The organism is Shewanella sp. DNRA4 (assembly GCF_012843185.1).
In the GTDB taxonomy this organism is placed as follows: domain Bacteria; phylum Pseudomonadota; class Gammaproteobacteria; order Enterobacterales; family Shewanellaceae; genus Shewanella; species Shewanella xiamenensis.
Genome location: NZ_JABAIP010000012.1, coordinates 161,296 through 182,992 on the forward strand (window position 1 = coordinate 161,296; position 21,697 = coordinate 182,992).

The following is a 21,697-nucleotide window of genomic DNA, read 5'->3' on the forward strand; positions in this document are numbered from 1 at the left end:
ATTAAGCCTTTTTGACCAGGCTTGATATCAATGCCCGCAGCGCCGCGGGTTTAATCATTTTGGCCATATAGTGATAACCCCGGCGCTGCACATCTTCCACCAGCTCTTTGCGAGTGTTCGCTGTGATTAAAATGCCCGGTAACTCTTTGCCATAGAGTGCGCGGATCCCATCCATCGCATCAACACCGTTTTGACCATCATCCAAGTGAAAATCGGCTAACACGATATCGGGCGCCACGCCTTTAAGGCCTAACTTAATCCGCGCATCGGCTAAATCCTTGGCACAAATCACCTCGCATTGCCAACGACTGAGTAAGCTCTCAAGCCCCGCAAGAATCGCCTCCTCGTTGTCGATACACAATACTTTAATCCCTGATAACGGTTGTAATAACGATGGCAATGCCTTCACCTGCGGCTGGCGCACGGTTTCCCCTAAGGGAACCGTAATGGAAAAGACCGAGCCACGCCCCAATTGCGAAGACACCTGAATACTGTGGTTAAGTACCCGGCTTATCCTATCGGCAATTGCTAACCCTAAGCCTAAACCGCTGACACTTTTACTACGTGGATTATTTAAGCGTTTAAATTCTTTAAATATTTCATGAGTTTCATGCTCATCAATTCCGCAGCCCGTATCGAGCACTTGGATCTCCAATTCGCTGCCGCGATGACGGCATCCAAACAGCACTCGTCCTCCGCGGGCATAACGGTAGGCATTGGTTAAAAAGTTTTGCAGCACACGCCTGAGCAAAGAAGGATCAGAATTCACCGTCGCGCTGCAGGGGATCATCTTAAAGCGAATTTGATTGTCCGCCGCCATCGCCTCAAATTCGACCGACAGACCATTGAGTAGCTCAGATATAGCAAAGTCACGGCGGTTCACTTCGACCATGCCGGAATCCAACTTAGAAATATCCAATAAGTCGGTGAGCAACTCGCCGGCGGTTTTAAGCGAGCTATTCACATGGGATAAGGTGGTGCGTGCCTCGCGATCCAAATTAGGGTATTGGGATAACGACGCAGTAAACAATCTTGCCGCATTCAGTGGCTGCATTAAATCGTGCCCCACCGCCGCTAAAAAGCGACTCTTAGAGGCGTTAGCCATTTCTTCCTGTGCTTTGGCCTCAAGTAACTCACTATTTAGCAGAGCTAGTTCGTAGGTACGTTCTTTAACACGCGACTCGAGCGTTTCATTGGCTTCGAGCAACGCCCGTTCTTGCTCACGATATTGGGTAATGTCGGTAAAGGTCATCACAAAACCACCATCGGGCATGGGATTACCTTGAATTTTAATCACTTTACCGTCTTTACGTTGCCGCTCTGAAGTATGCGGTGTGCCATTACGCATATGCTGCACACGTTTTTCAACCTGTTGCTCTATATCGCCATCACCACAATAACCTCTGGCGGCATTAAAGCGGATCACTTCACTGATAGGCATACCCTGCTGTAAAAAGCCTTCAGGATATTGATATAACTCGACATATTTGTAGTTCCATGCAACCAAGTTAAGGTCGCTGTCGATCACGCTCATCCCTTCGTAGGCATGCTCGATAGCGCCGCGCAGCATATCTTGACTAAGCATGATTTTGGATGAGGCTTCATCCACAAGGCTAAAGACTTCATCTAAGGCCAAGTCACGACCTTGTAAAACCGAATCCATAACTAAAGAAGCACTCGAAGCGCCGAGCACGCCAGCGAGTAAACGCTCGGTATGAGCAATCAGTTCTGGAGTCGCGGCCTTATGCCAACTGTCACTTTTAACCGCTTCGGTAGAGAATCGACTAAAACTTTCATAGGCGCGGGTTGGACTCACAAAGCGGCTGGCTAAGATCAATAAATCCTGCTGCGAGATAGGGCCGCTTTTCTTATTGGCATTATTTTTAAGCTTACCAGGGCTGACAAAAGCACTGGCCTGAATACGCTCGGCCACCCCGGCCCTGAACCAAATCGAGCCCAACACATAACAGGCAATATTGGCAAATAACGCCGTAAGCGCATCACGCACATTCGGTGTAATAGCATCTAATAGGTCGAAATTACTAGACATTAATGTCGCTGGGCTTTGGTTACCCGTCATGCCACTGAGCATGATGTAAAACCACAAGCTAAAACCCACACTGAGTCCTAAAAACACCCCTGCACGATTGCCGTGTTTCCAGTAGAGTCCACCCACTAACGCGGGTGCAAGTTGGGCAAAAGCACCAAAGGACAGCATCCCCAGATGCGATAGCGAGTCGCTATCAGCCAGCGCCAGATAACTGCCGTAACCCAACCCAAGGATGATGATAATCGCGAGGCGGCGGGCATTTAGTAGCATCTGCGAAAACTGGCTGAAGTTTTTCTCGCGGATATTGCCAGTACGTAACATCACAGGGACGAGCCATTCGTTACTCACCATAACACTGATTGTCACCACGGCCACAATCACCATCCCCGTCGCCGCAGATAAGGTACCTAACAGCGCAATCACCGCCAGCAGCGGATGATCTAACGCAAGCGGTAAATTAATCACATAGGTATCAGCTGCAACGCTATCGCCCAAGATCAATTTACCCGCTAATGCCAGTGGCCCGACAAATAGACCAAATAAGGCCAAATACAGCGGAAACAACCAACGCCCTTTAGAAAGAACCGACTCATCGGCGCACTCAACTACCATTACATGGAATTGGCGCGGCATACACAAAAATGCCGCCATGCCGACAAGCAGTTCAGGCATCAAGGTTTCAATACGGGGGTTTGGGTTATGAATTAACGCTTTATCACTCGCCTGCTGCCAAATATCGCCAAACCCGTCAAATACGCCAAAGCTAATCACCATCCCTACCAGCAAAAATGCCGCGAGTTTAACTAAGGATTCGAACGCGATAGCCAGCATCATCCCGGGATTATGCTCGGTAGCATCGAGCTTACGAGTGCCAAAAAGAATGGCAAAAATGGCTAACAGCGCGGTGATCAGTAGCGCAATCATAATGCCATTTAAGGGGTCATCCGCGGGTTGAAATAGATTTAGGCTGAACACCATCGCCTTAAGTTGCAGCGCAATATAAGGCATGATGCCAAACAACGCTATCAGGGTAACAATGGCCGCCAAGGTTTGCGATTTACCGTAACGGGCAGCAATAAAGTCGGCGACCGAGGTAATATTTTGCGCCTTGGACACGAGGACCATCTTGCGCAACATGCCAAACCCTAAGGTGAAGATAAGAATTGGGCCGATAAAAATCGGAATGAACGACCAAAAATCCTTAGCCGACTGTCCAACCGTGCCTAAAAAACTCCAAGAAGAACAATAAACCGCCAAGCTTAAGCCATAAATGACCACTTGCAGCTTCTTGGTCACGCCGCTAAACCAGCGCTCCGCCCCCCAGGCTAAAAGGAATAAAAGTGATACATAACAAATAGCAATAACGGCGACGACTAAGGTGAGATTCATATTTTTGCTCTTTTTTCCATTATTGTGCGATAAATAATGGCTGAAATCTAGCCAGATTTTCGAGTGCAACAGCCTAAATATAAAGGAAATTTTAAAACTAGACCAAGGTCTAATGGAGTTGACTCCCTCTTGCATACCATACTCAGACCACGCAATTTTTCGAAAGGGAAGCCCTATGAGCTCGCAGTCTCTCTACAAAGTCTCCGGCAATATCGCTGCCAATGCACTTGTAAATAACGATCAATATAAAACAATGTACCAAGAGTCGATTGTCAATCCAGAGGGTTTCTGGAGAGAGCACGGCAAACGTATCGATTGGATAAAGCCATACACTAAAATCAAAAAAACCACTTTTGACGATCATAATTTATCGATTAACTGGTTCTATGACGGCACCCTAAACGCATCGGCAAACTGTCTTGATCGCCATTTGGCGGAGCACAGCGACCGCGTCGCCATTATTTGGGAAGGCGATAACGCCAACGAACAACGCAAAATCACCTACGGTGAACTGCACACTCAAGTATGTAAATTTGCCAACGCGCTACGCAGCCAAGGCGTACGCCGTGGCGATATCGTCACGATTTATATGCCAATGGTGCCAGAAGCCGCCATCGCGATGCTGGCCTGTGCTCGCATTGGTGCTGTGCATTCCGTTGTTTTTGGTGGTTTCTCACCCGATTCTATCGCCTCTCGGGTTATCGATGGTAAATCCAAAATCGTCATCACCTCCGATGAAGGTATGCGTGGTGGCCGCGCCATTCCGCTCAAACGCAACATCGACGATGCGTTAAAACATCCCGATGTGACCAGTGTTGAGAAAGTCATTGTGCTTCAACGCACTGGCGGCAAGATTGACTGGGTAGAAGGTCGCGATGTGTGGTGGCATTCACTGGTTGAAACCGCATCCGAACATTGCGCTGTCGAAGAAATGGGCGCAGAAGATCCGCTGTTCTTACTCTATACCTCAGGTTCAACGGGTAATCCAAAGGGCGTATTGCACACTACTGGTGGTTATATGGTGTATGCCTCCATGACCCACGAGTATGTGTTCGATTACAAACCCGGTGAGATCTACTGGTGTACTGCTGATGTGGGTTGGATTACTGGTCACTCCTATATGGTATATGGCCCGCTTGCCAACGGCGCAACGGTGCTCATCCACGAAGGTGTTCCTAACCACCCAAGCCCTGCGCGTTTAGGCGAGATGATTGACCGCCATAAAGTCAATATTCTCTATACTGCACCAACGCTTATTCGTGCACTAATGGCCGAAGGTAAACAACATTTTGATAAGTACGATGGCAGCTCACTGCGCATCATGGGCTCTGTAGGCGAACCCATCAACCCAGAAGCTTGGCGTTGGTACCACGAGGTCATCGGCCACGAGCATTGCCCGATTGTCGATACTTGGTGGCAAACTGAAACAGGCGGTATTTTGATCACCCCACTGCCAGGCGCAACTGATACTAAGCCCGGCTCGGCGACTCGTCCTTTCTTTGGGGTACAACCGGCGCTCGTGGACAACATGGGTAACATTTTAGAAGGCGCAACCGAAGGAAACTTAGTGCTGCTCGACTCATGGCCAGGCCAAATGCGTACCGTATATGGTGACCATGAACGCTTCGTACTGACCTATTTTAAAACCTTCCGTGGCATGTACTTTACTGGTGACGGCGCTCGCCGCGATGAAGACGGTTATTACTGGATCACTGGCCGTGTGGACGACGTGATTAACGTCTCAGGTCACAGATTAGGTACCGCCGAAGTGGAAAGTGCACTGGTGTCACACGAACTGGTCGCTGAAGCTGCTGTTGTGGGCTATCCCCATGATATTAAAGGCCAAGGTATTTACGCTTATGTGACCTTAACCCGCGGCACAGAAGAAAGCGAAGAACTTCGCCAAGAGCTGCGCCAATGGGTTCGCAAGGAAATTGGCGCCTTAGCAACACCGGATCTTATCCAGTGGGCAACAGGATTGCCTAAGACACGTTCAGGCAAAATCATGCGCCGCTTCCTGCGTAAGATTGCCGCGAACGAAGTAACCAATTTAGGGGATGCATCAACACTGGCCGACCCAGCTGTGATTGAAACCTTGATTGAAACTCGCTTGAATCGCAACGAGTAATCGTTGTCCCACACTTAATCGTGATTTATCACGGTTAAGTGTGGCTTTAGCCCCTGTTCATTTGAACACCTGTCCGTTTTAGCAAGTGTTCCTTTTAATCAAGTAAACCCTGTTGAGAAAGTGCCTGATTGCCCCTTTCTCTTAGTTGCCCCTCCAACCAAGGGGCATTTTTTTTGTTCTGTGTTAAGCTTGGCGCTAAACTCAGTCGACCAAGAATAGCTAGCAGCGTGTCAGTTAATTCCAGCCCAAGCGTTACCCTCAGGGATTATCAGCAACAAGCCGTCGATGCCGCCATCGCGCATTTCAAAAAAAGCACCGATTCCGCCGTGTTAGTCCTACCCACGGGTGCCGGGAAAAGTATCGTTATTGCCGAGCTTGCCCGCATCGCCAGAGGACGAGTGCTCGTTTTAACCCATGTGAAGGAACTGGTTGCCCAAAACGCGCAAAAGGTGGGATTACTGACGACTGAGGCCAGCATTTACTCCGCTGGGTTAAATCAAAAATCGACTGACGGCAAAACCGTCGTGGCCAGTATCCAGTCCGCCGTGCGCGCCTTAACTCAATTCGATGAGCCCTTCTCGCTAGTGATTATCGATGAATGCCACAGAGTCAGCCTCGAAAAAACCAGCCAATATCAGCAGATATTAAGTCATTTACAGCAGCGTAATCCAAAGCTCAAATTATTAGGCCTGACTGCCACCCCTTATCGACTGGGCACTGGCTGGATTTATAAACGCCACTACCACGGCAAAGTCGGCTCGCCCGAGCTTGGGGTCTTCGAGCAGTGTATTTTCGAGCTTCCCATCCGTCCGCTGATTAAGCAAGGCTATTTAACTGCGCCCACCTTGTTCGATGGGTTAAGTGCCCAATATGACTTCAGCCGAATCAAACCCAATGACAATGGCGAATATCCCGAGGCCCAAGTTAATGCGCTGCTGAACCACGCTGGGCGCGCCACAACGGCGATTGTGAAGCAACTGATTGAACTGAGTCATCATCGCCAAGGGATCATTATTTTTGCCGCGACCGTGCGCCATGCAGAAGAAATTGTCAGCCAGCTTAACAAGGAACACTGCGAACAAACGGCAATCATCACGGCGCAAACGCCAGATAATGAACGTGATGAGCTTATCGAGCGCTTTAAAGCGAGGGAGCTTAAGTTCCTCGTCAACGTGGCGGTATTAACCACTGGCTTCGATGCGCCCCATGTGGATTTGATTGCGATTTTACGCCCCACCGCATCGGTGAGTTTGTTTCAGCAAATGATTGGCCGAGGCCTTAGGATCTGTGAAGGTAAAAAAGATTGTTTAGTGATTGATTACGCGGCCAATGGTTATGATTTGTATTTTCCAGAAGTCGGCCAAGCTAAGCCCAATAGTAAGTCGGTTCCGGTACAAGTGCATTGCCCTGTCTGCCAGTTTGCCAATATCTTTTGGGGATTAACCGACAAGGATGGCGATATTATCGAGCACTTTGGCCGTCGCTGTCAGGGCATTGTCGAGCATCATGGGCAAAAGCAACAATGTGACTTTCGATTTAGGTCTAAATCCTGTCCCGATTGCGGACAAGAGAACGACATTGCGGCGCGTATTTGCCAGCATTGCCATTCGACCTTAATCGACCCCGATAAACGCCTTAAGCAAGTATTGAATAAGCAACACCATCATCTGTTCCGCTGCCAGCATATGACGTTAATGGATGATGCAGGCGATCTTAAGGTGCAATATCTAGACATTGACGGAAATGAGTTTAATCGGCACTTTAAGCTGCAAACACCCGCCCAATGGCGTGCCTTGTATGCGCTGTTTATTTTCCCCCATAGTCGCACGCCAGGCATTAAACCTAAGCAATACAAAAAAGTGTCTGAGCTGATTGCCGATAGTGCCGCCTTTCGGATGCCAGATCTGTTACTGCTGAAAAAGCACAAAAAAGGCTGGGATCTGCTCGAAAGCTATTTCGATTACCAAGGGCGCTATCAAACTGAAAATAAACACATCTGACATTATCAATTCGGTTAGCGCTATGGTATAAAACGCTTAAAGTAATCCTAAGGAGCTATTATGTACGTTGTTATTTTTGGCCGTCCTGGCTGTCCTTATTGCGTGCGAGCAGTACAACTGTCAGAGCAACTCGTTGAAAAACGTGATGACTTTAAATTTAGATATGTAGATATCCACGCCGAAGGGATTTCTAAAGCGGATCTCGAGAAGACTGTCGGCAAGCCAGTCGAAACGGTGCCCCAGATATTCGTTGATGAAAAACACGTAGGTGGTTGCACCGATTTCGAACAATATGTTCGTGATAACAATCTGTTAGGTTAACCCTAATACGAGATAAAAAGGAGACCTGAGGTCTCCTTTTTTACTTTTGCATCAGTTGTTACATCAATAATGTTGCAGAGTAAAGCAACCTCAATTTTGCTTGTTCCATTTTATGTTTCCCCAGTTGTTATTATTTATCTGCAGCCAATATGGACCATTTAACACGTGAGCAAAACTGACAACAAGTCTATGAGCAAACTAGAAAATGCAGTGAAATTAAGATTTTTAGTGATGAATAGCGAAAGAAGATTTTTACTAGAAGAGATAAAGAGTGGTGGGTCGTGAAGGATTCGAACCTTCGACCAATTGGTTAAAAGCCAACTGCTCTACCGACTGAGCTAACGACCCATCGAGTGAACGCTGATTTTACACTTCAGTAAGTGGTGGGTCGTGAAGGATTCGAACCTTCGACCAATTGGTTAAAAGCCAACTGCTCTACCGACTGAGCTAACGACCCATCGAGTGAACGCTGATTTTACACTTCAGTAAGTGGTGAATCATGAAGGATTTAAACCATTCGATTGATTGGTTAAAAGCCAACTGCCCTAGCTTTATAACATAAGCGACTGAGCTAACGACTCATCTAAGAATTCTGAATTTTACACTTCCAGAAAAGTGGTGGGTCGTGAAGGATTCGAACCTTCGACCAATTGGTTAAAAGCCAACTGCTCTACCGACTGAGCTAACGACCCATCTAGTGAACGCTGATTTTACACTTCAGTAAGTGGTGAATCATGAAGGATTTAAACCATTCGATTGATTGGTTAAAAGCCAACTGCCCTAGCTTTATAACATAAGCGACTGAGCTAACGACTCATCTAAGGATTCTGAATTTTACACTTCCAGAAAAGTGGTGGGTCGTGAAGGATTCGAACCTTCGACCAATTGGTTAAAAGCCAACTGCTCTACCGACTGAGCTAACGACCCATCTAAATACTCTGAGTTTTACACTTTCAGAAAAGTGGTGGGTCGTGAAGGATTCGAACCTTCGACCAATTGGTTAAAAGCCAACTGCTCTACCGACTGAGCTAACGACCCATCTAAGGATTCTGAATTTTACACTTCCAGAAAAGTGGTGGGTCGTGAAGGATTCGAACCTTCGACCAATTGGTTAAAAGCCAACTGCTCTACCGACTGAGCTAACGACCCATCTAATCTACTACACTTCAAATACCGTTAACTTATTCTATTTACTAGAGTAAGTGGTGGGTCGTGAAGGATTCGAACCTTCGACCAATTGGTTAAAAGCCAACTGCTCTACCGACTGAGCTAACGACCCATATACTGGTATTTTGCGCCCCGAACGACCTCGCCGTTCCGAGGGCGCCTATAATACCTTTTTCATTTCCCCATGCAAGCGTAAATTCCCAATTTTTTGTCGTTTGCATGAAAAACAGACTAAGAGTATGTTTTTTAGTTAATTACGCTTTAATTGCAGCCAGTTGTTGCTGAGCAATGCGTGCTGCAGCGCTATTGGCGTAGTCTTTTACTACTTGTTGGTAATATTGAGTTGCACCTGCTTTATCGCCCATTTTCTCTGCGATCATGCCAAGCTTCACTAAACTGTCACCACGTTTGTTGGAATCACTAAAACGGGTCACGACCGTATTGAAAACTTGCTTAGCTTCAGCAAACTCACTTTTATTAAACAGCAATTGTCCTAACCAATAATTAGCATTGGCGGCATAAACTGAATCTGGATATTGTTTAATGAAAGCGCGAAAGGCTGGGATTGCATCATCATACTTACGCTCTTTCAGCACAAGATTAACTGCACTTTCGTAGCTGGCCGTTTCACTTAAACTACTGGCGGCCGCATTCGCGGTTGCTGCTGCAGCGGCAGGAGTGGAAGCCACTGAAGCGGCTGGAGTCGCTGCTTTAGAAGATAAATTAGCAATTTCATCATAAAGCTGACGCTGGCGTTGCTGCATCTGCTCTATTTGATAATTTTGTTGTTCAGTCAAACCACGTAAGTCGAGAACTTCTTGCTGCAAAGTATCCAGACGGCGCTGCATATCAATTTCGCTTTGTTGTCTCGATTTTACAATGCGCTCTAAACGAGCAAGTCTGTCATCACCTGAACCACCAGCAAGGTCTTCAACAGGAGCAGGAGCTGCAATTGCAGCTCCTGCTCCGAAGAACATTGCCGTAATTAAGACGGCACGTTTCATCTCGTTACTCTCCGTAATTCAATCTTAGTAAACTAAAACTGCACGACGGTTTTTAGCAAAACCTTCATCGGTACGAGTGAAGTCAAGTGGCTTCTCTTCGCCATAGCTTACGATGCTCATTTGGCTTGGTTGTACACCCATGCCTTGTAAGTATTTAGCAACAGCTTTAGCACGACGCTCACCCAGTGCGATGTTGTATTCTGGCGTGCCACGCTCGTCGGCATGACCTTCAATCAATACACGAACACTTGGGTGCTCAACTAAATAAGTACCATGGGCTTCGAGGACAGCTGCATATTCAGTTTGAACTTCACTGCGGTCGAAATCGAAGTAAATAATGTGCTCTTTTCTCAACTGCTCGAGTTGCTGACGTTGTTGCTCTTCAGGCGACAACATTCCACCAATACCGCCCGTTTGAACACCACCATTGAGTTCACTACCAGAACCACTTGTAGAGCCCATAGCATCAGTTTCTGATTCAGAAGTTGAGCTACACGCACTAATAGCCATAATTGGAAGTGCTACCAACATAGCTTTTAACAACTTGTTCAGATCCATTACTTGTTCCTTATAAAATTAAATGTTAATAAATCAAACTAATACACTAGAGAAACGGAGACCAAGAAGGTGATTTCACCTCGCCCTGACCTACCGGTAATCTCGCTTTAAAGCGTCCGTCCGTAGAAACAGCTGCTAAAACTTGCTTGCCTTGATACGTAGTGCCATAAATCACCATAGTACCATTAGGGGCCACACTTGGAGACTCGTCCAAACGTGTCGATGTCAGCACCTGCATAAAGCGCGTACTTAAATCCATACGTGCAATATTAAATTTACCATTTGTGCGATTCACAAAAATCATGCTGCGACCATCAGGGGTAATTGAACCACCTAAATTCCATTCACCTTCAAAGGTTTCACGGGTCACTTTGCCTGAATTTAAATCTACACGATATAACTGTGGTCTACCACCACGCTCGGAGGTAAACAACAATGACTTGCCATCAGGATACCAAGAAGGCTCAGTATCGATGGAATAGTGGTTGGTAATACGTTTAATCGCCTTAGTGGCAATATCAATGACATAAATCTCAGGTTGACCATCCTTAGAGAGGGTCACGGCCAATGATTTACCATCGGGCGAGAAAGAAGGCGCACCGTTAATGCCAGGGAAACTACTCACCTTAGTACGCACTTGAGTGTATAGGTCCTGAACAAAAATCTCGGCTTTTTTGTTTTCAAAACTCACATAAGCTAAACGACGGCCATCGGGTGACCACGCGGGTGACATCAAAGGCTCAGGAGAGCGCAATAACATCTGCTCATTGTAACCATCATAGTCAGCAATCATTAATGAATAAGCCGCTTTTTGACTGTGGTTAACCAATACATAAGAAATGCGCGTTAAAAACGCACCACGAATACCGGTCAATTTTTCATAAACGATATCACTTATACGGTGGCCATACTGACGAAACTGGGTCGCAGAAATCACTGTCTGACGACTATCCATCAAAAATTCAGTTGGACTTGCAGGACCTTTCAGTGCTTGGTTTTGTGCTTTAACCAAATCAATAAGATCAAAGCTCACCAAAAACTGATCCGTGCCGTAAGGCTTAACCGAACCAACCACAACGGCTTCTGCACTAACATTAGCCCAAGCATTGGCATCAAACTGTGCTAAGGCTCCAATACCACGTTGAGGTAACCCTAATTCATCTAAAGGTTTAAACGTACCGCTGCGCACTAAGTCAGACATAACCACATCGGCAATCGCCTGTGGTGGCGCACCAGCACCTTGCCATTGGAATGGCATCACAGCGATTGGTCGCGCCGCATCCACACCTTCGGTAATCACAATATCCAGCGCCGCTTTTGCCGGCATAGTGCAAAGCAGAACTGCCAATGCTAACCATTTTGCCAAAATTTTCATGGGACTCCTTTAATTAAACGTTGGTTCAACGATTAAGTTAATTTCTTTCATCAAGTTATATACCGCAGGGTCTGGAGACACTGGTAACTTACCCGCTTTTAAAATCGCCGCTTTAGCTGCACGACACACATTCGGATCACCACCTTGTGTCTGACTGCTAATCACAAATCCATCATTCGCTAAACGCACAGAAACGGTACACGTTTTACCACGCATCGATTCATCAACCACAAGGTTACGCTGAATCGTTGATTTAATCATCGCGGTATACTTACCGACTTCCGTTTGCATCTGCTTATTCATGGTTTGCGATAAGGCTGCCTGCTCGGCGGCTAACGCATCAGCCATTTCCTGCTCCTGCTGAGCACGGGCTTCAGCATCCGCTTTCGCCTTAGCATCTGCTTTTGCCTTAGCTTCGGCTTTTGCTTTCGCCTCTGCATCAGCCTTGGCTTTTGCCTCTGCTTTGGCTTTAGCGTCTGCCTCAGCCTTTGCCTTGGCTTCGGTTTCTTTCTGCTTACGGTCTGCCTCAGCTTTCGCGGCAGCGGCCTCTTCTACTTTACGTTTTTCCGCGGCTTTTTGGGCTGCATCTTCAGCAAGTTTACGTTCTTGCTCCTTCTGCTTGCGATCGGCTTCGGCTTTTTGTGCTTTTTCCTTTTCCTGTTGCTGCTTCACCTGCGCGGCTTTCGCGGCATCATTGGCCTTTTGGGTCTCAATTTCTTGCTGCTTACGTTCTTCCGCCAGTTTCTTCAACTGTGCTTGTTCACGCTCACGGGCTTGCTTTGCTTCCTGTGCTTTGCGTTCAAGTTCGGCTTGGCGCTCACGTTCTCGACGCTCTGTATCGCGCTTTTCCTGCTTTAGCTTTTCAACTTGATTAGCGACTTGTTGCTGATCAACCATAACAGCTTTTACTGCAGGGGCGCTAACTTGTTGCACAGGTTCAGGTTTATGGGTGAAATCTATGCCAATGGCCAGAATAATTATCACGCCAATATGAATACCTGCTGAAATTGACAGAGGTAATGCAACATTTGAATTATCCGCCACCTATTTCTCCTTGGGTGAATCCGTCATCAAACCGACTGAGGGAACGCCTGCCTGTTGCAAGGTCACCATCAATTGGATCACGTTATCGTAAGGAATAGTTCTATCGGCTTTAACCACCACAGGACGTTCAGGCTCAGTCACCATAATCGCCGCCACGGCGGTGGCTAACTCTTCCAATTCCATTTCTTCGTTATTGGAACCGCCCTGATTAAGAAAATAAGTACCGTCGGCATCAATAGACGCCACAACCGGCGGCTTACTATCCGCGGGTAGTACTTCGGCCGCACCTTGCGGCAGCTCCACTTTCACCCCTTGGGTCACAATCGGCGCTGTTACCATGAAAATAATCAGCAACACGAGCATGACGTCGATGTAAGGCACCACGTTGATTTCGGCAACAGGGCGACGACGTTTACGCTGATAACCGACTTGCATTATACGCCTTCCTTCTCACTGTATGCTTGGCGATGCAGGATGCTAGAAAACTCTTCCATAAAGTTAGCGTAACCGATTTCCAGCTTTTCAACCTGAGTCGCAAAACGGTTATAAGCGATAACTGCTGGAATTGCCGCAAACAGACCCATAGCGGTAGCAATCAGTGCTTCTGCAATACCTGGCGCTACCATGGCTAATGTTGCGTTTTCCATCGAGCCAATTGCGATAAATGAATTCATAATACCCCATACCGTACCAAACAAACCGATATAAGGGCTAGTCGAACCAATGGTTGCCAATAACGGTAAGCTAGCTTCTAACTTTTCTAATTCACGGGATAAGGTCACACGCATCGCCCGCGAAGTACCATCCATAACCGCATCAGGCACTTTGCTATTTAATTTATTCAGACGTGAATATTCTTTAAAACCCGTCACAAATAATGACTCTAAGCCCGTATTATCTGGACGAGCCGACAATTCTTTATACAGACGATTTAAATCGACGCCTGACCAAAATTTATCTTCAAATTTTGCCGATTTATTTTTTGCAGATGTCAATAAACTACGGCGTTGTAAGATCACCGTCCAAGACATTACAGACAAGCAAAGTAAAGTGAACATAACAAATTTCACTAATAAACTGGCTTGTAAAAATAACCCGACAATCGACATATCAGCTTGCACTGTCAAACTCCTGCACAATATTTAAGGGGATAGCTCGGGGCCGCATACGTGATAAGGCTACACAGGCTACTAGCACTGTGCCTTCACAATAACAGTCTCCCAGATGATCAACCAAACGTTGATGAAATACCAACGAGGCCTTTTTCAACTCTATGACCTTAGTTTCTACAATAAGGTTCTGTTCAAAACGTGCGGCTTTTTTAAAATCCAATTCCGCCCGCTTAACCACAAACGCCGTGTCATCGGCCAACAGTGCAATCTGACTTACGCCTAAGGCTTTTAACCATTCGGTTCGTGCTCGCTCAAAAAAATTGAGATAGTTCGAATGATAGACAACGCCACCTGCGTCGGTATCTTCGTAATAGACTGAAATGGGCCAATTAAACGTCATGCGAAATCAGTAGATTTTGGTTGAAAAATTGACGCTACTATACCTAGGGAAACAAGACTTGTGAATGACCCGATGAAGATATAGATAGGGATAGCAGGGGTTTCAACGCAATTGAGGGATTTGTAAATAATAATGGGGTCAAACGACCCCATTTAATTAACATAGTTAGCTATTTTGCAAGGGTTTGCGGTAGTGCCAAACCAAAGCTTTGCCACAGGAAGCTATAAATATCGGCAAACTCGTCGATCTTCATCGCGGTTGGTTTACCCGCACCATGTCCGGCATTAGACTCAATGCGCATTATCACGGGTTTATCGCCCTGCTGTTTTTCTTGCATCATGGCGGCAAATTTAAAGCTGTGTAGCGGCACCACACGATCATCGTGATCAGCCGTCATCACCATAGTTGCAGGATAAGCCTGCGCTTTAACATTATGGTAAGGCGAATAAGCTAATAATGCCGGGAACTGCTCTGCATTATCTGCACTGCCATATTCACTGGTCCAAGCCCAACCAATGGTAAACTTATGGAAGCGCAGCATATCCAGCACACCCACTGCTGGTAGTACGGCAGCAAACAGCTCAGAACGTTGCGTCACCGCGGCGCCCATCAATAAACCGCCATTACTGCGGCCATAAGCGCCTAACTTTGTAGTGTTGGTGTATTTTTCGTTGATCAGGTATTCGGCAGCGGCAAAATAGTCATCAAACACATTTTGCTTTTTATCGAACATACCTGCCTGATGCCAGCTTTCACCATAATCCGCGCCGCCGCGTAAACTTGGTACGGCGTAAATGCCGCCCATATCTAACCATGCGATGTTGGCAGGGCTAAAACGCGGCGTCATCGAAATCGCGAAACCACCGTAGGCATAGAGTAACGTTGGATTTTGGCCATTCTTCACAAGACCTTTCTTATAGGACAGCATCATCGGGACGCGAGTACCGTCTTTGCTGGTATAAAACACTTGCTCAGACACATAATTATCGGGATTAAATGACACCTGAGGTTTCGCAACAACGGTCGACTGCGCTGTTTTAAAATCGAACTTATAGGTGGTTTCGGGTTGAATATAGCTGTTAAAGACATAGTAGAAATAGTCTTTGCTCGCCTTACCGAAAGGCCCGGCGACATTACCTTTACCTGGTAAAGTGACATCTTGACGCTTTTGGCCGCCCATACTGAAAATCGATAATTGTCCCAATACATCGTGTAAATAGCTGACGACTAAATGGTCATTGATAATGGCGACTTTATTAATGGGATCTTTTGATTCAGGAATAATGGTTTGCCACTGCGATTTCTCGCTATTACGGGTATCAATGGCAATCACTTTACCGTTAGGCGCATCTAAATCGGTTTTAAAATAAAATACCGAACCGTCATTACCTAAAAACTCATACTCTGCTTCGAGGTTAAGGATTAATTCCACCACCTGTGCTTTAGGTTCAAACAGTGATTTATAGAAAAAGCGATTACGTTTGTCCGTACCCTGCGAAATCGACAGCAGTAAATATTCGCCCTGCTCAGACACATCGATGCCAAATCCCCAATCTTTGTTTTGTGGGCGTTCGTAAATCAATAAATCTTGGCGCTGATCTGTGCCTAATTTGTGGTAATACACTTTTTGATTAAAGTTCACATCGGCCAGTAAATCCCCACCCGCTGGCGCATCGTAACGGGCATAGAAAACCCCTTGGTTTTCCTTATCCCATACCGCGCTGGAGAATTTAATCCAGTTGAGTTCATCTTTAAGCTTTTTACCCGTGGCAATATCAATAAACTGCCACTGCTGCCAGTCAGAGCCTGACTTAGACACTCCATAGGCTAAAATCTTACCGTCATTACTTACCGATACACCAGACAACGCCACGGTACCATCGGCTGAGAAGCTATTTGGATCGAGCACGGCTTTCTCAACGCCATCTTTGCCTTTTACATAAAGGACCGATTGCGCTTGTAAACCATCGTTACGGTAATAAAACTGGTTATCGCCATTCTCGAAGGGGGCTGAAATCTTCTCGTAGTTCCACAGTTCAGTGATACGGTCAACCACGGCTTGTTTGTTGGGGATCTTCGCCAAGTAAGCCTGACCAAAGGCCTGTTGTTCTTTTACCCAGCTTTCGGTTTCTGGCGTGTTTTCTTCAAGATGACGGTAAGGATCCGCCACCGCAACACCGTGAAGAGTGTCGACTAAAGCGTCTTTTCTCGTTTCAGGGTAAACCAATTTGTTTGCGCTGACCTGCTGTGCGGCCTCTTCTGGCGTATTGCCACTCTGGCAGGCGACCAATGCCATGCCCAATGTGGCCACTAATAAACCTTGCTGGGCAAGGCGAAATCTTAATGCCATCTTTTATCGTCCTTTTGGTGATGTCCGGCTTAACGCTCTTTTGCAGCAAGTACTATACAAGCAAAATTTTTCATGGCAATGCTGTAGCAAAAGATGAGGTTTTCTCGCGAACAAGAAAGATTTAACAAACTGGTAGCAATGATGAGCTTATTGAAGTGTATTTTTATGCAGTAATTATGACTGACAAGTTATTAATCATGCAAAATAGTGACTTAAGTGAGGCAGATCACTTAATCAATCATTAGTTTTGCTAATGTATCGAGGCAATTTTTCTCGTTTGCTAGCCAAATAACAACACTCTAAAATGTGCTTGTTTTCAGGAGATATCCTCTAGTGGATATTGAAAACAAAGAACTTTTAAACTGATGTCTTTTAGGTACTTCAGTTCATCCCTGGTTCTTATGCTTGACTTCCTTCCTTCAATTTGTTGATTGCAAATGCATTATTTTGCGGCCCGCTTAGATTAAGCGGGCTTTTTTTTACCCAGAATCAAACATCAAGCGACACTTATCGGCGTTCAGTATTTTTTGTTACATAAAAACCACTGGAGCCTCTCAATAAATGACGCTTATCTGCGTGTTGCCATCTAAATCAACAGATTGCCATAGTATTTTGAGGTGAATACAAACAGCGTCAATAAACAACAATGCCAAGTCAGTAGACTTGGCATTGTTAGGTTAAGCTTTGATTTAGAGGGGCTTACTAATGCGGATCACAACTCGGCGGTTTAGCGCCCTTTCCTCAATATCATCATTTGAAGCCACGTGACGCCGCTCGCCGTGACCCACAGTCACAATTCGATCTTGCGGAATACCACTTGAGACAAAGAAATCTTTTACCGATTCAGCGCGTTTGTCCGAGACTTTCTGATTCACTGAACGACCACCATAACTATCGGTATAAGCATCGACTAATACTAATTCTACATCTGGATCGTAGGACAAATATTCCTGTATTCGCGTAAGCTGTTGCTGTGAGAAGCGAGTTAAATCCGTTCCCCCTTCATCATAATTAAGCACGGTAAAAGCAATATCTTCAAAGCTATAAGGCAATAGGTGCGATAAACACGCCTTAAACTCAGCATATTTTCGGCCAAAATTCGCTGCCGACAGCCCTACAGCAATTTTATTGGACTCATCATACCAATCGGCATAGTAAAATGTCGGCTCCATACCACGGCTTAGCTCGTTTAACATGGACCACGCGGCGCGTTTAGGCACTTCACCATTAAAATACTTTTGGTAACGTAACGAAGTGATTTCTTTTGACACCACACCTGGTCGCCATTTGGGAGCTCGGCTCATCAACTTGGCTTGGGTCACTTGATCAGGTTTTACCCACATATCCAAAGTGAAATTGAGATTTAATTGCTTACCCGCTTCACTGGTAAAAATCGCTTTACCGTAGGAAGGAATATCATGCTCAAGACGGCACACGATCGGACTATTTTGACTGACTCGCCATTGGGATTCACCCAAAGAGGCCACATAGTGGCGCAACTCTGCCATTGCAGTTGCTGGAACGCATAAAATTGATACTAATATCAGTTTTCGCCACATAGCCCTTACTCGTGTTTATTCGGTTACGAGGTTTTATCGGCAAACTTTTTAGTTCCTTTAGCTCATAAAACTAGCAATCAAACATGACACATCCTAGTTCATTAAGCATAATAGCGCCCTGTGATTTTTCTTGGGTACTTTAATGAGCGATATTTGCGACGCAAACAAATTGAAACACCGATTTCGTGGCTACTTTCCGGTAGTGATAGATGTCGAAACCGCGGGCTTCAACTCTCAAACCGATGCGTTGCTGGAAATAGCCGTCACGCTACTGAAAATGGATGATGAAGGTGTGCTCGGGATTGATAAAACCCTGCATTTCAACATTGAGCCCTTTGAGGGTTCAAATTTAGAACCCGAGGCGCTGGCTTTTAATGGTATCGATCCCACCAATCCATTACGCGGTGCGGTCAGCGAAAAAGAAGCCTTTTTAGAAATATTTAAAGCCGTTAAAAAAGCCCAAAAGGCATCTGATTGTCACCGTAGTATTATTGTGGCGCACAATGCGGCCTTCGATCATGGCTTTGTGAGTAAGGCTATTGAACGTTGTGACTTAAAACGCTCTCCATTCCATCCGTTTGCCACTTTTGATACCGCGACGTTGGCAGGATTAGCGATTGGCCATACGGTATTAGCAAAAGCCTGTATTATGGCAGGCATCCCTTTTGACAATAAAGAAGCCCATTCTGCACTCTACGATACCGAGCGCACTGCTGAACTCTTTTGTTATATCGTCAACCGCTGGAAATCTTTAGGTGGCTGGCCACTCTTAGCCACCAACGAACCTGATGATTCGGATAGCGAAGCATAGCTTTACCAACAATTGCCTAAAACAAGAAAGCTGCCATTTGGCAGCTTTCTTTTTACCTAACTAAAGGTTTACAAATTACAGAGAGCTTGCGTTTTCAGCTAAATAAGCCGCAACACCTTCAGTGCTTGCGTTCATACCTTTGTCGCCTTTTTCCCAACCTGCAGGGCAAACATCACCGTGCTCTTCGTGGAATTGCAGTGCGTCGATCATACGCAGCATTTCGTCAACGTTACGGCCTAATGGCAGATCGTTAACCACTTGGTGACGTACCATACCTTCTTTGTCGATCAGGAATGAACCACGGAAAGCCACGCCAGCTTCTGGATGCTCAACATCGTATGCTTTACAGATGTCGTGTTTAACGTCAGCAACTAAAGTGTATTTCACTTGGCCAATACCACCTTTTTCTACTGGGGTGTTACGCCATGCGTTGTGAGTGAATTGAGAATCGATAGACACACCGATCACTTCAACACCACGCTTAGTGAACTCTTCCATGCGGTGATCAAAAGCGATCAACTCTGATGGACAAACGAAAGTGAAGTCAAGTGGATAGAAAAATACCACTGCAGGCTTGCCTTTGATGGCTGCAGTTAAGTTAAAGCTATCTACGATTTCGCCAGAACCTAATACAGCTGCTGCAGTAAAATCAGGAGCCGGACGGCCTACTAATACGCTCATTTTATATCTCCATCTATGAGTTGAACTAACTATAAAAGTAAAACATCCCTTAAACACGCTTGCACATTTGTGCGAGTGTATTTGAGAGCGCTTACCAATCAAATCTTTAGGCATTATAAGTCGTGCGTTTTGCCTTACAACCTATTTAAGACCAATATCACATTTTTCAAGGGCATTTTGACGTTACTGCTTAAGGATAGAACAATCTGTGCCATTGATAAGCGCTTTAGCCCACATTCATCTAACACTAAAAGCCCTCTGGATTCACATTTTCAGATATTTTTCAGATTAAGGCTCGGTAAACTGGACAGACACGGCCTTAGCAGTCGAAAATAACCCTTTTGGTTTACAGAATTAAGAATTTGTCTATGAATGCAGTCGTCATTGCTGTGTGTTTAATGTTAGCCCTTAGTTTGGCGAGGGTGAATGTAGTGGTAGCGCTCACCATCAGCGCCCTCGTTGCTGGTTTAGTCGGGGGAATGGATCTGCATCAAACGATTGATGCCTTCAATACAGGATTAGGTGGCGGCGCACAAATCGCCCTGAGTTATGCCTTATTGGGTGCATTTGCCATAGCATTATCCCATTCAGGCTTGACGACGCTGATCTCCAACTCGATCATTAAAAGCCTTGGCCAAGAACCTAATCCGACCAACACTAATTGGGTGCGCTGGTTACTGCTGTTATCCCTGCTCGTGATGTCGATGGCCTCGCAAAATATCCTGCCGATCCATATCGCCTTTATTCCGATACTCGTGCCGCCACTGCTGCATGTGATGACCAAACTGCATATCGACCGCCGTCTAGTCGCCTGCGTATTGACCTTTGGTCTTGTGACCACCTACATGATTTTACCCGTGGGCTTTGGTGGTATTTTCTTAAATGATATTTTACTGTCAAACCTCACCAGCAACGGCTTAGTCGCTGTGCGTGACCAAATCCCCCCAGCCATGTTGATCCCCGCAGCGGGCATGGTGGTCGGTTTATTGATCGCAGTATTTGTTAGCTATCGCAAGCCGAGGGTATACGATGAAACTAAAGTGCTCAGTGCCGAGCCTGAAGAGACGCTCAATAAGCGCAATATCGCTATCGCAGCGGTAGCAATTCTTGCAACTTTATTTGTGCAGCTTGAGACGGATTCGATGATCTTCGGCGCTTTAGTCGGCTTTATGATCTTTAGTTTCTCTGGCGCACTAAAACACGTTGCTGACCAAGATATCTTTACTCAGGGCGTGCGCATGATGGCCAATATCGGTTTTATCATGATCTCCGCCGCAGGTTTTGCCGCAGTAGTGAAAGAAACTGGTGAAGTTGGCACCCTGGTTTCATCATTGAGTAGTCTGATTGGCGACAATAAAGCCCTCGCCGCCTTTTTGATGTTAGTCGTTGGACTATTAATTACTATGGGTATTGGCTCATCCTTCTCGACCATCCCGATTATTGCGACCATTTATGTGCCCTTGGCGCTAAGTTTTGGCTTTTCAGTACCCGCAACTATAGCGTTAGTCGGAACTGCTGCTGCGTTGGGCGATGCAGGCTCGCCAGCGTCGGACTCAACATTGGGTCCCACATCGGGTTTAAATGCCGATGGTCAGCACGACCATATCCGCGACAGCGTGATCCCAACCTTTATTCATTACAATATTCCACTGTTAGTATTTGGCTGGATTGCCGCCATGGTGCTCTAAGCGTAGGAAAGACATATAGACATAAGCAAAAGCGTGGTAATGCCACGCTTTTTTATGATA

16 protein-coding genes and 9 tRNA genes are annotated in these 21,697 nt (G+C 46.1%); 5 read left to right on the forward strand and 20 right to left on the reverse strand.

What is annotated here, in order from left to right; all coding sequences use genetic code 11:
• Nucleotide 1 precedes the first annotated feature (1 nt).
• Entirely contained in the window at nt 2–3,439 is a 3,438-nt protein-coding gene (locus HG547_RS14510) for a NahK/ErcS family hybrid sensor histidine kinase/response regulator (RefSeq protein WP_169548216.1), read from the reverse strand.
• Between the two features lie 175 nt (nt 3,440–3,614).
• Here HG547_RS14510 and acs point away from each other — a divergent pair, with 175 nt between their 5' ends.
• The 3 genes from acs (at nt 3,615) to HG547_RS14525 (ending at nt 7,888) form a co-directional block, all read left to right on the forward strand.
• On the forward strand, nt 3,615–5,567 hold the full coding sequence (gene acs / locus HG547_RS14515; RefSeq protein WP_169548217.1) for an acetate--CoA ligase: 1,953 nt from the start codon (nt 3,615–3,617) through the stop codon (nt 5,565–5,567).
• Nucleotides 5,568–5,794: 227 nt separating this feature from the next.
• The gene (locus HG547_RS14520; RefSeq protein ID WP_169548218.1) at nt 5,795–7,567 is read left to right on the forward strand and encodes a DEAD/DEAH box helicase family protein; all 1,773 of its coding nucleotides are present in this window, start codon (nt 5,795–5,797) and stop codon (nt 7,565–7,567) included.
• Between the two features lie 60 nt (nt 7,568–7,627).
• Nucleotides 7,628–7,888 (forward strand): GrxA family glutaredoxin, encoded by a 261-nt coding sequence (locus HG547_RS14525; protein WP_011072684.1) that lies wholly within the window; start codon nt 7,628–7,630, stop codon nt 7,886–7,888.
• A gap of 272 nt (nt 7,889–8,160) precedes the next feature.
• Here the strand turns inward: HG547_RS14525 and HG547_RS14530 are convergent.
• From HG547_RS14530 to motY, 18 genes are all read right to left on the reverse strand, one after another.
• Nucleotides 8,161–8,236, reverse strand: a tRNA-Lys gene (locus HG547_RS14530).
• Between the two features lie 33 nt (nt 8,237–8,269).
• Nucleotides 8,270–8,345 (reverse strand) — tRNA-Lys (locus HG547_RS14535).
• Nucleotides 8,346–8,378: 33 nt separating this feature from the next.
• A tRNA-Lys gene (locus HG547_RS14540) sits at nt 8,379–8,469 on the reverse strand.
• 35 nt (nt 8,470–8,504) lie between these two features.
• Nucleotides 8,505–8,580 (reverse strand) — tRNA-Lys (locus HG547_RS14545).
• Nucleotides 8,581–8,613: 33 nt separating this feature from the next.
• Nucleotides 8,614–8,704 (reverse strand) — tRNA-Lys (locus tag HG547_RS14550).
• 35 nt (nt 8,705–8,739) lie between these two features.
• Nucleotides 8,740–8,815 (reverse strand) — tRNA-Lys (locus HG547_RS14555).
• A 35-nt stretch (nt 8,816–8,850) separates the two neighbouring features.
• Nucleotides 8,851–8,926 (reverse strand) — tRNA-Lys (locus HG547_RS14560).
• 35 nt (nt 8,927–8,961) lie between these two features.
• Nucleotides 8,962–9,037 (reverse strand) — tRNA-Lys (locus HG547_RS14565).
• A gap of 54 nt (nt 9,038–9,091) precedes the next feature.
• Nucleotides 9,092–9,167: transfer RNA gene (locus HG547_RS14570), tRNA-Lys, on the reverse strand.
• Nucleotides 9,168–9,309: 142 nt separating this feature from the next.
• Nucleotides 9,310–10,059, reverse strand: a complete 750-nt coding sequence (gene ybgF / locus HG547_RS14575; protein ID WP_169548219.1) for a tol-pal system protein YbgF — start codon at nt 10,057–10,059, stop codon at nt 9,310–9,312.
• A gap of 24 nt (nt 10,060–10,083) precedes the next feature.
• Nucleotides 10,084–10,617: a peptidoglycan-associated lipoprotein Pal gene (gene pal, locus HG547_RS14580; protein WP_037419429.1), complete on the reverse strand. Its 534-nt coding sequence runs from the start codon at nt 10,615–10,617 to the stop codon at nt 10,084–10,086.
• Nucleotides 10,618–10,663: 46 nt separating this feature from the next.
• Complete coding sequence (tolB, locus tag HG547_RS14585) at nt 10,664–11,992, reverse strand: Tol-Pal system beta propeller repeat protein TolB (protein ID WP_037419426.1); 1,329 nt, start codon at nt 11,990–11,992, stop codon at nt 10,664–10,666.
• A 9-nt stretch (nt 11,993–12,001) separates the two neighbouring features.
• The gene (gene tolA / locus HG547_RS14590) at nt 12,002–13,036 is read right to left on the reverse strand and encodes a cell envelope integrity protein TolA (RefSeq protein ID WP_037419422.1); all 1,035 of its coding nucleotides are present in this window, start codon (nt 13,034–13,036) and stop codon (nt 12,002–12,004) included.
• Complete coding sequence (tolR, locus tag HG547_RS14595) at nt 13,037–13,471, reverse strand: protein TolR (RefSeq protein ID WP_037419420.1); 435 nt, start codon at nt 13,469–13,471, stop codon at nt 13,037–13,039. It abuts the gene before it with no gap.
• A complete protein-coding gene (gene tolQ, locus HG547_RS14600; protein WP_169548220.1) occupies nt 13,471–14,157 on the reverse strand; it encodes a protein TolQ in 687 nt (228 codons plus the stop codon). The genes tolR and tolQ overlap by 1 nt, the downstream gene beginning before the upstream one ends.
• Entirely contained in the window at nt 14,147–14,548 is a 402-nt protein-coding gene (gene ybgC / locus HG547_RS14605; RefSeq protein WP_169548221.1) for a tol-pal system-associated acyl-CoA thioesterase, read from the reverse strand. Before ybgC ends, tolQ begins: the two co-directional genes overlap by 11 nt.
• Before the next feature lie 169 nt (nt 14,549–14,717).
• Nucleotides 14,718–16,898: a prolyl oligopeptidase family serine peptidase gene (locus tag HG547_RS14610; protein ID WP_169548222.1), complete on the reverse strand. Its 2,181-nt coding sequence runs from the start codon at nt 16,896–16,898 to the stop codon at nt 14,718–14,720.
• A 689-nt stretch (nt 16,899–17,587) separates the two neighbouring features.
• Entirely contained in the window at nt 17,588–18,457 is an 870-nt protein-coding gene (gene motY, locus HG547_RS14615; RefSeq protein WP_037419408.1) for a flagellar protein MotY, read from the reverse strand.
• Nucleotides 18,458–18,599: 142 nt separating this feature from the next.
• Between motY and rnt the strand changes: the two genes are divergently transcribed.
• On the forward strand, nt 18,600–19,268 hold the full coding sequence (gene rnt, locus HG547_RS14620; protein ID WP_037427503.1) for a ribonuclease T: 669 nt from the start codon (nt 18,600–18,602) through the stop codon (nt 19,266–19,268).
• A gap of 75 nt (nt 19,269–19,343) precedes the next feature.
• On the opposite strand, the gene HG547_RS14625 is transcribed toward rnt, so the two are convergent.
• Nucleotides 19,344–19,949 (reverse strand): peroxiredoxin C, encoded by a 606-nt coding sequence (locus HG547_RS14625; protein WP_011623136.1) that lies wholly within the window; start codon nt 19,947–19,949, stop codon nt 19,344–19,346.
• A 368-nt stretch (nt 19,950–20,317) separates the two neighbouring features.
• On the opposite strand from HG547_RS14625, the gene HG547_RS14630 reads away from it, so the two are divergent.
• Nucleotides 20,318–21,637: a Na+/H+ antiporter family protein gene (locus HG547_RS14630; RefSeq protein ID WP_169548223.1), complete on the forward strand. Its 1,320-nt coding sequence runs from the start codon at nt 20,318–20,320 to the stop codon at nt 21,635–21,637.
• Nucleotides 21,638–21,697 lie beyond the last annotated feature (60 nt).

Excerpts from the sequence above, each read along its gene's own strand:
- HG547_RS14510 (WP_169548216.1), bottom strand. The coding sequence starts at position 3,439 with ATGAATCTCACCTTAGTCGTCGCCGTTATTGCTATTTGTTATGTATCA.
- acs (WP_169548217.1), top strand. The coding sequence starts at position 3,615 with ATGAGCTCGCAGTCTCTCTACAAAGTCTCCGGCAATATCGCTGCCAAT.
- HG547_RS14525 (WP_011072684.1), top strand. The coding sequence starts at position 7,628 with ATGTACGTTGTTATTTTTGGCCGTCCTGGCTGTCCTTATTGCGTGCGA.
- ybgF (WP_169548219.1), bottom strand. The coding sequence starts at position 10,059 with ATGAAACGTGCCGTCTTAATTACGGCAATGTTCTTCGGAGCAGGAGCT.
- pal (WP_037419429.1), bottom strand. The coding sequence starts at position 10,617 with ATGGATCTGAACAAGTTGTTAAAAGCTATGTTGGTAGCACTTCCAATT.
- tolB (WP_037419426.1), bottom strand. The coding sequence starts at position 11,992 with ATGAAAATTTTGGCAAAATGGTTAGCATTGGCAGTTCTGCTTTGCACT.
- tolR (WP_037419420.1), bottom strand. The coding sequence starts at position 13,471 with ATGCAAGTCGGTTATCAGCGTAAACGTCGTCGCCCTGTTGCCGAAATC.
- ybgC (WP_169548221.1), bottom strand. The coding sequence starts at position 14,548 with ATGACGTTTAATTGGCCCATTTCAGTCTATTACGAAGATACCGACGCA.
- HG547_RS14610 (WP_169548222.1), bottom strand. The coding sequence starts at position 16,898 with ATGGCATTAAGATTTCGCCTTGCCCAGCAAGGTTTATTAGTGGCCACA.
- motY (WP_037419408.1), bottom strand. The coding sequence starts at position 18,457 with ATGTGGCGAAAACTGATATTAGTATCAATTTTATGCGTTCCAGCAACT.
- rnt (WP_037427503.1), top strand. The coding sequence starts at position 18,600 with ATGAGCGATATTTGCGACGCAAACAAATTGAAACACCGATTTCGTGGC.
- HG547_RS14625 (WP_011623136.1), bottom strand. The coding sequence starts at position 19,949 with ATGAGCGTATTAGTAGGCCGTCCGGCTCCTGATTTTACTGCAGCAGCT.
- HG547_RS14630 (WP_169548223.1), top strand. The coding sequence starts at position 20,318 with ATGAATGCAGTCGTCATTGCTGTGTGTTTAATGTTAGCCCTTAGTTTG.